The organism is Streptomyces sp. NPDC004561 (assembly GCF_053602155.1).
Map to the genome: position 1 here is coordinate 1 of NZ_JBSGDB010000328.1, position 10,293 is coordinate 10,293.

Sequence of the window (10,293 nt, forward strand, 5' to 3'; positions counted from 1 at the left end):
GGTCCCCACGCTGTTCGGCTTCGCCTGCGTCGGCCTCGGCGCGGCCGCCGTCACCCCGTGCGTGTACGTGGCCGCCGCCGAACGCGGCTCCGACGCCCTGGCCCTGGTCGCCGCGATGGGCACCACGGGACTGCTGGCCGGGCCGGCCCTGATCGGCCTCGTCGCCGGGGCGGCGGGACTGACCCCGGGGATGGCGACGGTCGCGGCCTCGGCGCTGGTCGTGACGCTGACCGCGACCTGGATCCCCTGGCGCGCCCGCGTACCGGCGGCCGCGGGGTGACCCGGGCCCTCACAGCTTGAGGCTGAACCAGGTCGTCTTCCCCTCGTCCGTCGGGCGTACGCCCCAGTCGTGGGCCAGGGCGCGGACGAGCAGGAGCCCGCGGCCGGACTCGTCGTCCTCCGCCGCGAGGCGCGGCTGGGGCAGGTGCAGGCTGCGGTCGCTGACCTCCACGGTCAGGGCGGTGTCGGTGCGGCACACATGCACCCCGATCGGGCCCTGGGCGTGCTGGACGGCGTTGGTGAGGACTTCGGAGAGCAGCAGCAGGGCGTCGTCCGCCGACTGCGCGCAGCCCCACGCGACGAGCGCCTTGTCCAGGAACTCGCGGCCCGCCGGCACCGACTCGGCGGTGGCGGGCAGGTCCGTCGCGACCGTGGCCAGCGGAGCCGCGGGCAACTGCGTCAGCAGCAGCGTGACGTCGTCGTGCCCGTCCGCGCCGGGCAGCAGCGTGGACAGGACGTGGTCGGCGGCGGCCTCCAGGTCGGGCGGCGTGCCCGGGAGCGTGTCCAGCGTGGCGATCAGCTGGGTGAGCTGGTCCTCGATGTCGGTCCCCGGGGTCTCGATCAGACCGTCCGTGTACAGCACGAGGGTGGAGCCGGGCGCGACCGTGGTGCTGCACTGCTCGTAGATCACACCGCCGACGCCGAGCGGAGCGTTCACGGGTGCCGGTAGCACCCGGACGCTCCGGCCGGGGGCGGCGACGAGGACGGGCAGGTGACCGGCGGAGCACATGGTCACCTCCGCCGTGTCTGCGGCGATCACCAGGTAACAGCAGGTGACCAGCTGGTCGGGGACGTCGAGATCGGCGACGACGCTCTCCAGTGTCTGCATCAGCTGCCGCGGCTGCACCCCGGTCTTCGCCAACGCGTGTGCGGCGGAACGGAGTTGGCCCATGACGGCGGCGGCCTCCAGGCCCCGGCCCATCACGTCGCCGATCAGCACCCCGACCCGGCCGGCGCCCAGCGGGATCAGGTCGAACCAGTCGCCGCCCACGCCGGCGCCCTGGGTCGCCGGACGGTAGCGGCTGGCGGTGGCGAGGCCGGGTATGGCGGGCGGCGTACCCATGAGGCTGCGCTGCAGCGTGAGGGCGATGTGCCGCTGCTGCTCGTAGAGTTCCGTCAGCTCGGCCTCGGCGCGCTTGCGGTCGCTGATGTCCCGGACGATCGCGCATGCACCGACGACACTGCCGTTGCGGGCCCGCGTCGGCCACAGGGTGACGTCCACGTCCAGCAGCCCTCCGGAGCGGGTGACCCGCAGCGTCTCGAAGTGCTCGACCTTCTCGCCCCTGCGCAGCCGCTGCAGGAGCCGCGTGATCTCGTCCCTGCGCTCGGTCGGCGCCAGCACGGACACGTGCTGTCCGAGGACCTCGTCCGCGGTGAACCCGTAGAGCCGCTGGGCCGCGGCGTTCCAGTACGTGATGCGGCCGTCGAGGGTCTTGGCGAGGATGGCGTCCTGCGAGGACTCGACGATCGCGGCGAGTTCGTTGATGCGCTCCTCGGCCGCCTTGCGTTCGCTGACGTCGCGTACGGCGGCGGAGACGAGGAGTCCGTCGGCGGTCTCCAGTGGGCTGAGGCTGATCTCGACGGGGAACTCGGTGCCGTCCTTGCGCAGTCCGTAGAGGTCGAGTCCGGCGCCCATGGGGCGGACCTGCTGGTTGTGGGTGTAGGCGTTGCGGTGTTCGGTGTGGTGGTTGCGGAAGCGGCCGGGGACGAGGAGTTCGACGGGGCGGCCGAGGAGTTCCTCGCGGCGGTAGCCGAAGAGCGCTTCGGTCTGTGCGTTGACGAGGCGGATCATGCCGGTGTCGTCGACGATGACCATGGCGTCCGGCGCCGCCTCCAGCAGCCCCCGGAACCTCTCTTCGGCCGCCTTGCGTTCGCTGACGTCGCGTACGGCGGCGGAGACGAGGAGTCCGTCGGCGGTCTCCAGTGGGCTGAGGCTGATCTCGACGGGGAACTCGGTGCCGTCCTTGCGCAGTCCGTAGAGGTCGAGTCCGGCGCCCATGGGGCGGACCTGCTGGTTGTGGGTGTAGGCGTTGCGGTGTTCGGTGTGGTGGTTGCGGAAGCGGCCGGGGACGAGGAGTTCGACGGGGCGGCCGAGGAGTTCCTCGCGGCGGTAGCCGAAGAGCGCTTCGGTCTGTGCGTTGACGAGGCGGATCATGCCGGTGTCGTCGACGATGACCATGGCGTCCGGCGCCGCCTCCAGCAGCCCCCGGAACTTCTCCTCCGCGGCTCCCGGGCCTCCCCTCTGGGCAGGGACACCGCACCGGCACGCATCCCGCGCCACCGAGCCGACGGCATCCGTCGGTACCGCCGCGACCAAGTCGCTCATTGCCATACTCGCCCCCCCCGGGCTCACCATGAGACGCGCCATTCCAGTGGAGTCCGCACGCCGCCGGGACGGCTTGTCGCTTAGTGATCCCACCCCGCCCGAACCTGTTGCCGCCGATGATCGTGCTGACCGCTCCGTGCCCGCGTCCGCCCGCTTCACCGCCCCACGCCGGAAAACAGGCACGAAAACGCCGCCGCACCTCCTCCTGGAGGTACGGCGGCGGATGCGTGGGCGGGGGGTCAGATGTCCCGGAAGATCTCGATCTGCGCCCCGATGGAGTTGAGGCGCTCGGCGAGGTCCTCGTAACCGCGATTGATGACGTAGACGTTGCGCAGCACCGACGTGCCCTCGGCCGCCATCATCGCCAGCAGGACGACCACGGCGGGGCGCAGGGCCGGCGGGCACATCATCTCGGCGGCGCGCCAGCGGGTCGGGCCCTCGACCAGCACCCGGTGCGGGTCCAGCAGTTGCAGCCGGCCACCGAGGCGGTTGAGGTCGGTCAGGTAGATCGCGCGGTTGTCGTAGACCCAGTCGTGGATCAGGGTCTGGCCGGTCGCCACCGCCGCGATCGCCGCGAAGAACGGGACGTTGTCGATGTTCAGGCCCGGGAAGGGCATGGGGTGGATCTTGTCGATCGGCGCCTCCAGCTTGGACGGCCGCACCGTGAGGTCCACCAGCCGGGTACGGCCGTTGTCCGCGAAGTACTCGGGGCTGCGGTCGTGGTCGAGGCCCATCTCCTCCAGGACCGCCAGCTCGATCTCCAGGAACTCGATCGGCACCCGGCGCACCGTCAGCTCCGACTCGGTCACCACGGCGGCGGCCAGCAGGCTCATCGCCTCGACCGGGTCCTCGGAGGGGGAGTAGTCCACGTCGGAGTCGATGTTCGGCACGCCGTGCACGGTGAGCGTGGTGGTGCCGATGCCCTCCACCCGGACGCCCAGGGCCTCCAGGAAGAAGCACAGGTCCTGGACCATGTAGTTGGAGGAGGCGTTGCGGATGACCGTCACGCCGTCGTGCCGTGCGGCGGCCAGCAGCGCGTTCTCGGTCACGGTGTCGCCGCGCTCGGTCAGCACGATCGGGCGGTCGGGGCGGACCGCGCGGTCCACCTGCGCGTGATACTGGCCCTCGGTGGCCGCGACGTCGAGGCCGAAGCGGCGCAGCGCGATCATGTGCGGCTCGATGGTCCGGGTGCCGAGGTCGCAGCCGCCCGCGTACGGCAGCTTGAAGTGGTCCATGCGGTGCAGCAGCGGGCCGAGGAACATGATGATCGACCGGGTCCGTACGGCCGCCTCCGCGTCGATCGCCGCCATCTCCAGCTCGGCGGGCGGCACCAGCTCCAGGTCGACGCCGCCGTTGATCCAGCGGGTGCGGACGCCGATGGAGTTCAGGACCTCCAGCAGGCGGTACACCTCCTCGATGCGCGCGACCCTGCGCAGCACCGTCCGCCCCTTGTTCAGCAGCGAGGCGCACAGCAGTGCCACGCAGGCGTTCTTGCTGGTCTTCACGTCGATGGCGCCGGACAGCCGGCGGCCGCCGACGACCCGCAGATGCATCGGGCCGGCGTAGCCCAGCGACACGATCTCGCTGTCCAGGGCCTCACCGATGCGGGCGATCATCTCAAGGCTGATGTTCTGGTTGCCCCGCTCGATGCGGTTGACCGCGCTCTGGCTGGTGCCCAGCGCCTCCGCGAGCTGCGTCTGTGTCCAGCCGCGGTGTTGCCGGGCATCACGGATGAGCTTGCCGATGCGTACGAGGTAATCGTCTGCCATGGGGTTGAGGTTATCTCAGATATGAGATGGCGCCCGTTGGGGGGTCCATTCGGGTGACGGCGCGTCAGTGACCTGCGGGTTCCCGGGGGATGTCGTACCTGTGGGTGATTCACCCGATATCTGCACGCTGGTCCGGTTCGCCGTGTCGCCGGCGGAAAACGGCAGGGCCCGGCCCGGCCGGGCATGACCAGTCGGCGGCCATGTACTAGAGTTATCTCGACATCGAGATATCTGCCAGGCGCACCGCAGTCGCCACCTAGTAAGGGTTACCTAACTTAGCCTTACCTTAGCGGATCGGCCCAGCCGGCGTGGCGGCAGGATTGACGGTGGTACGCGCACATCAATGAAGGAGACTGTCGTGTCGGCGAACAGCTTCGACGCCCGCAGCACGCTGCAGGTGGGCGACGAGTCGTACGAGATCTTCCGGCTGGACAAGGTGGAGGGCTCGGCCCGCCTGCCGTACAGCCTCAAGGTCCTGCTGGAGAACCTGCTCCGCACGGAGGACGGCGCGAACATCACCGCCGACCACATCCGCGCGCTCGGCGGCTGGGACTCCAGCGCCCAGCCCAGCCAGGAGATCCAGTTCACGCCGGCCCGCGTGATCATGCAGGACTTCACCGGCGTTCCCTGCGTCGTGGACCTCGCGACCATGCGCGAGGCCGTGAAGGAGCTCGGCGGCGACGCCGCCAAGATCAACCCGCTGGCGCCGGCCGAGCTGGTCATCGACCACTCCGTCATCGCCGACAAGTTCGGCACCAACGACGCCTTCAAGCAGAACGTCGAGCTGGAGTACGGCCGCAACAAGGAGCGCTACCAGTTCCTGCGCTGGGGCCAGACCGCCTTCGACGAGTTCAAGGTCGTCCCGCCGGGCACCGGCATCGTGCACCAGGTGAACATCGAGCACCTGGCCCGTGTCGTGATGGTCCGCGACGGCAAGGCCTACCCGGACACCCTGGTCGGCACCGACTCGCACACCACCATGGTCAACGGCCTCGGCGTCCTCGGCTGGGGCGTCGGCGGCATCGAGGCCGAGGCCGCCATGCTCGGCCAGCCGGTCTCCATGCTCATCCCGCGCGTCGTCGGCTTCAAGCTCACCGGCGAGCTGCAGCCGGGCACGACGGCCACCGACCTGGTGCTCACCATCACCGAGATGCTCCGCAAGCACGGTGTGGTCGGCAAGTTCGTCGAGTTCTACGGCGAGGGCGTGGCCGCCACCTCCCTGGCCAACCGCGCCACCATCGGCAACATGTCGCCGGAGTTCGGCTCCACCGCCGCGATCTTCCCGATCGACGACGAGACCCTGAACTACCTGCGCCTGACCGGCCGCTCCGAGCAGCAGGTCGCGCTCGTCGAGGCCTACGCCAAGGAGCAGGGCCTCTGGCTGGACCCGAAGGCCGAGCCGGACTTCTCCGAGAAGCTCGAGCTGGACCTGTCCACGGTCGTCCCGTCCATCGCCGGCCCGAAGCGCCCGCAGGACCGCATCGTCCTCGCCAACGCCGCCGAGCAGTTCAAGCTGGACGTGCGCAACTACGTGGACGTCGTGGACGAGGCGGGCGTGGAGTCCTTCCCGGCCTCCGACGCCCCGGCCATCCACCCGAACGGCGCCCCCTCCAACCCGGTCCAGGTCACCGCCCCCGACGGCACGACCTACGAGCTGGACCACGGCGCGGTGACGGTCGCGGCCATCACCTCCTGCACCAACACCTCCAACCCGTACGTCATGATCGGCGCCGCCCTGGTCGCCAAGAAGGCGGTCGAGAAGGGCCTGACCCGCAAGCCGTGGGTCAAGTCCACCCTCGCCCCGGGCTCGAAGGTCGTCACCGACTACTTCGAGCGGGCCGGCCTCACGCCGTACCTCGACAAGCTGGGCTTCAACCTGGTCGGCTACGGCTGCACCACCTGCATCGGCAACTCCGGCCCGCTGCCGGAGGAGGTCTCCAAGGCCGTCAACGACCACGACCTCGCGGTCACCTCGGTCCTCTCCGGCAACCGGAACTTCGAGGGCCGCATCAACCCCGACGTCAAGATGAACTACCTGGCGTCCCCGCCGCTGGTCGTCGCGTACGCCATCGCGGGCTCCATGAAGGTGGACATCACCCGTGACGCCCTGGGCGCCGACCAGGACGGCAACCCGGTCTTCCTGAAGGACATCTGGCCCTCCGAGGCCGAGGTCAACGACGTCGTGGCGAACGCCATCGGCGAGGACATGTTCAGCGCGTCCTACGCCGACGTCTTCGCGGGCGACGCCCAGTGGCAGTCCCTCCCGGTCCCGACCGGCAACACCTTCGAGTGGGACGCGGAGTCCACGTACGTCCGCAAGCCCCCGTACTTCGAGGGCATGGGCATGGAGCCGGAGGCGGTCTCCGACATCGCCGGCGCCCGCGTCCTCGCCAAGCTGGGCGACTCGGTCACCACCGACCACATCTCCCCGGCCGGCGCCATCAAGGCCGACACCCCGGCCGGCACGTACCTCACCGAGCACGGTGTGGAGCGTCGTGACTTCAACTCCTACGGCTCCCGCCGAGGCAACCACGAGGTCATGATCCGCGGCACGTTCGCCAACATCCGCCTGCGCAACCAGATCGCGCCGGGCACCGAGGGCGGCTACACCCGCGACTTCACCCAGGCGGACGGGCCGGTGTCGTTCATCTACGACGCCTCCCGCAACTACATCGAGCAGGGCATCCCGCTGGTCGTCCTGGCCGGCAAGGAGTACGGCTCCGGCTCGTCCCGCGACTGGGCGGCCAAGGGCACCGCGCTGCTCGGCGTCAAGGCCGTCATCGCCGAGTCGTACGAGCGCATCCACCGCTCGAACCTCATCGGCATGGGCGTCCTGCCGCTCCAGTTCCCGGAGGGCCGGTCCGCCGAGTCCCTCGGCCTGACCGGCGAGGAGACCTTCTCCTTCACCGGTGTCGAGGAGCTGAACAACGGCACCACGCCGCGCACGGTCAAGGTCACCACCGACAGCGGTGTCGAGTTCGACGCGGTCGTCCGCATCGACACCCCCGGTGAGGCCGACTACTACCGCAACGGCGGCATCATGCAGTACGTGCTGCGCAGCCTGATCCGCAAGTAAGCGGCACGGCACAGCGGTCGAGGGCCGCATCCCCGGCACCGGGGGTGCGGCCCTCCGCCGTCTCCGTGGGCGCTCACCAGTCCATGTCGAGGTCCGGCAGCGGCAGGTCGGGGACCTGTCCCAGCGCCATCTCGGCCCAGATCACCTTGCCGTTCGGCGAGTACCTGGTGCCCCACCGCTCGGTCATCTGCTGCACCAGGAACAGGCCCCGGCCGCCCTCGTCGGTCGTCGCGGCGTAGCGCAGGTGCGGCGAGGTGCTGCTGCCGTCGGCCACCTCGCAGATCAGCGTGCGGTCCCGGATCAGGCGCAGATGGATCGGGTCGGAGCCGTAGCGGATGGCGTTGGTGACGAGTTCGCTCAGGACCAGTTCCATGCCGAAGCCGAGTTCGGCCAGGCCCCACTCCTCCAGCTTCTCGGACACGGCGAGGCGCATCCGCGACACGGCGGCCGGATCGCGCGGCACGTCCCAGTCGGCGACCTGGTCGGGCGAGAGCGCCCGGGTGCGTGCGACGAGCAGCGCGACGTCGTCCTTGGGCCCGTGCGGGAGCAGCTCGTCCAGCACCGCCTGGCAGCTGGCGTCCGGGGACCGGTCGGGGTGGCCGGCGAGCGCCTGGCGGAGCAGCTCCATGCCCTCGTCCAGATCGCGGGTGCGGTCCTCGATGAGGCCGTCGGTGTACATCACGAGCTGGGTGCCCTCGGCCAGCTCCAGCTCGGCCGTCTGGAACGGCAGGCCCCCGAGGCCGAGCGGCGGGCCGGCCGGCAGGTCGGGGAAGGTGACGCTGCCGTCGGGCTGGACCAGCGCCGGCGCCAGATGCCCGGCGCGGGCCATGGTGCAGCGGCGCGTCACGGGGTCGTAGATCGCGTACAGACAGGTGGCGCCGACGATCTCGCCCGCGGTCTCCGAGCAGGCCTCGTCCTGGTCGATGCGGCCGACCAGGTCGTCCAGATGGCTCAGCAGCTCGTCGGGCGGCAGGTCCAGGGTGGAGAAGTTGTGCACCGCGGTCCGCAGCCGGCCCATGGTGGCGGCGGCGTGCAGGCCGTGCCCCACCACGTCGCCCACGGCCAGCGCCACCCGGCTGCCCGGCAGCGGGATCACGTCGAACCAGTCGCCGCTCACGCCCGACTGGGCGGGGAGGTAGCGGTAGCCGACGTCGAGCGCGCTCTGCTCGGGCAGCGCCCGCGGCAGCAGGCTGCGCTGGAGGGTGACCGCCAGGGTGTGCTCGCGGGTGTACCGGCGGGCGTTGTCGATGCTGACGGCGGCGCGGGCCACCAGCTCCTCCGCCAGCGACAGGTCCTCCTCGTCGAAGGAGTCCCGTTTGGCGCGGTAGAAGTTGGCCATGCCCAGGACGACACCGCGGGCCCGGATCGGGGCCACGATCAGCGACTGGATGCCGTAGTCCAGGATCTCCCGGGTGCGCTGCGGGTCCTGGGCCCGCCAGCCCGTCGCCGTGGACAGGTCGGGCACCAGCTCGGCGCGGCCGCTGCCGTAGCCCCGCGCCTGCGGGGTGGACGGCAGGAAGTCGATCAGCCGGCCCTTCTCGTAGAGCGGGTGGTCGTCCCGGATGCCGTGCACGGCGATGCGCCGCAGGTCCGTCGCCGTGGGGGGCGGCTCCTCGCCGTGCAGCACGGCGTCGCCCAGGTCCACGGTGACGAAGTCGGCGAAGCGCGGGACGGCGACCTGGACCAGCTCCTCCGCCGTGCGGGCGACGTCCAGGCTGGTGCCGACGCCCAGACCGGCGTCGTAGAGCAGCTTGAGCCGCTCCCGGGCGACCTCCGCGCGGCCGGACAGTGCCTGGAGCTCGGTGGTGTCCCGGAGGGTCACCACGGTGCCCGTGGGGCCTCCTGCGCGGTCCGTGGGCCGCTGGTTGACCGCCAGCAGCCGCTCCCCGGCGAAGAGCACCTCGTCGGTGGCCTCACGCCCGGAGACAAGCAGCTCCACCGTCTCCGGGTCCAGGCCCGGCAGCTCGGACACGTACCGTCCCTCGGCCTCGGCGGGCAGGCCCAGCAGGCGCCGGCCCTCGTCGTTGGCCAGCAGCAGCCGCCCGCCGTCACCGACGATGAGCACGCCCTCCCGCACCGAGTGCAGCACCGTGTCGTGGTGCTCGTACATGCGGGTCATCTCGGCCGGGGCCAGGCTGTGGGTCTGCCGCCGCAGCCGCCGGCCCACCAGCGCGGTGCCGCCGGTCGACAGCACGAACGCTCCGGCCCCGGCGGCGAAGATGATCGGCAGCTGCCGGTCCACCTCGTTGGTGACGTTCTTGACCTTCAGACCGGCGGAGACGAGCGCGGTCACATGGCCGTGCGCGTCGTCGATGGGAACGGTCGCCTGGACCTCGTGGCCGAGCGGGCCGTGGACCTCCTCGGTGTAGATCTGGCCGGCCAGGGACGGCGCGATCTGGCCCACGAACCGCTTCCCGATCTTGCTCGGCATGGGATGGGTGTAACGGATGCCCTTGGTGTTCATGACGACGATGAAGTCGACGCCCGCGGCCCTGCGCCCCGCCTCGGTGAGCGGCTGCAGGATCGTCGAGGGATGAGGGGTCTTCAGCGCCTGCAGGATGCCGGGGGAGTGGGCGAAGGTCTCGGCGACGGCGATGGAACGGCGCCTGGCCTCGGCACCGGTGTCCCGTTCCGACTGCACGACGAGGGCGAGGACTGCGCACAGTACGAGCAGCACCACCAGGACCACCTGGAGCAGGAAGACCTGTCCGGCGACGCTCCGCGGGCTCTTGCCGATCACAGAACGCTACGGTGCTGCGCAAGCTGGCGCGGTGGCTGGAGAAGGCAGCGGACTACTTGCAGGACTGCCCGGCGTTGATCATCGACGACGAGGCCGACCAGGC

General features: G+C 70.8%; 4 protein-coding genes and 1 pseudogene. 2 read left to right on the top strand and 3 right to left on the bottom strand.

Annotated elements, in window-relative coordinates:
• A pseudogene (locus ACWEN3_RS32320) lies at nucleotides 1-280 on the top strand (MFS transporter); the annotation flags it as partial.
• 9 nt (nucleotides 281-289) lie between these two features.
• Here the strand turns inward: ACWEN3_RS32320 and ACWEN3_RS32325 are convergent.
• Nucleotides 290-2,605, bottom strand: coding sequence for a SpoIIE family protein phosphatase (locus ACWEN3_RS32325; protein WP_452978006.1), 2,316 nt, complete (start codon nucleotides 2,603-2,605; stop codon nucleotides 290-292).
• Nucleotides 2,606-2,844: 239 nt separating this feature from the next.
• Nucleotides 2,845-4,374, bottom strand: coding sequence for a helix-turn-helix domain-containing protein (locus ACWEN3_RS32330; RefSeq protein WP_452978009.1), 1,530 nt, complete (start codon nucleotides 4,372-4,374; stop codon nucleotides 2,845-2,847).
• Between the two features lie 358 nt (nucleotides 4,375-4,732).
• On the opposite strand from ACWEN3_RS32330, the gene acnA reads away from it, so the two are divergent.
• On the top strand, nucleotides 4,733-7,450 hold the full coding sequence (gene acnA, locus ACWEN3_RS32335) for an aconitate hydratase AcnA (RefSeq protein ID WP_452978012.1): 2,718 nt from the start codon (nucleotides 4,733-4,735) through the stop codon (nucleotides 7,448-7,450).
• A 73-nt stretch (nucleotides 7,451-7,523) separates the two neighbouring features.
• On the opposite strand, the gene ACWEN3_RS32340 is transcribed toward acnA, so the two are convergent.
• Nucleotides 7,524-10,190 (bottom strand): SpoIIE family protein phosphatase, encoded by a 2,667-nt coding sequence (locus ACWEN3_RS32340; protein ID WP_452978015.1) that lies wholly within the window; start codon nucleotides 10,188-10,190, stop codon nucleotides 7,524-7,526.
• Nucleotides 10,191-10,293: the final 103 nt, after the last annotated feature.